General features: G+C 58.2%; 1 protein-coding gene. It reads right to left on the bottom strand.

Annotated features, from left to right (window positions below; translation table 11 throughout):
* Positions 1 to 570, bottom strand: a 570-nt coding sequence (locus tag AC1DVH_RS31495) for a WD40/YVTN/BNR-like repeat-containing protein (protein WP_477757076.1), incomplete at its 3' end; no start/stop codon positions are given.
* Positions 571 to 1,160 lie beyond the last annotated feature (590 nt).

Genomic DNA, 1,160 nt, shown 5'->3' with positions numbered 1-1,160 from the left:
CAGGTGGTACTGGTCTTCATTGTCCAGGCGGTCGCTGGCGTCTTCCCAATGCTTGCCACCGTCGGTGGTTTCCATCAGCGAGCCGTAGGCGCCCACGGCAAAGCCGCTGTCGACATCCTTGAACCAGACATCGAGCAGCGGCGATTCGCGTTTCAGATCTTCGAATTGCCTGGTCCAGGTAGCACCGCCGTCCTCGCTGGCGAGGATCTGTGCGTCATGACCGACGGCCCAGCCGTGTTTGTCATCGACAAAGAACACTGACGTCAGCAGGGCCCGGGTCGGGACCTTGGCCTGGGTCCAGGTGGCGCCCTGGTCATCGGAATACAGGATGTGCCCACGATCCCCGACCGCCACCAGGCGCTTGCCGGCATGGACGACATCGAGCATCAGGCTTTTGGCGGCCTTGGCCGATTCAATGGAATAAACAACATCGGATGCTGGCGCCGCCGCGGCCAGCGCAGATGCCGACRGCATGGCAGAGCCCAACAGCGAGAGCGCTGTAGCCAGCAACGCGAATTTGCGCAGTGCCGGCGGGCGGCAGATACCCACACCCATGACAGGCTCACTCATAGACCTTCTCCCATTATTATTGTTAGGTCGTTCAACCTTTCTGGGCGTCGCAAGGGTGCGTGTCTGGACCGGCTGTTTCAGAGCATAGTCCTGAAACCCGCAATCCAGAGCCCCTTCGGAAGCTGGCTTATCCTATCGGTGTTTTTTAATGTCTGACAATCGACGCCACGTTATGTTTTGTTAACCGGGGGGATGGGGGGTTGTTCTGAATGGTTGGGTATCAGGTGGGGTGATTGCGGTTTGTTGTTTGATGTTTGGTGTACATATCCGTTGCTGCGGTAACGGCGGCTTATGGTTCCGCTCTTACAGCGGGTCACTTTGGAAGAGCGCCAAAGTAACCAAAACGCTTTGCCCCTGACATTCGGTGCCTCGCCTAGGCTCGGCATGCCCTCGCTCCGGTCCTGCTCCGTGGGCCCGCCGCCATCGGCCATCCATGGCCCAGAGTGTGTAAAAACTGGTTCAAACATCGTCGACACTAGCGCCGACGATGTTTGGCTGGCTAACTACACCTAAAGCGCTCTTCGTAGCTCCAGCCCGCTTTTAATGCCACCAGTAACGCTTCTCAGCTCGTCCATCGGGCAAAACAGAAG

Source organism: Pseudomonas sp. P4_C3, from assembly GCF_056402075.1.
This window is presented reverse-complemented; position numbering and strand designations above follow the sequence as displayed.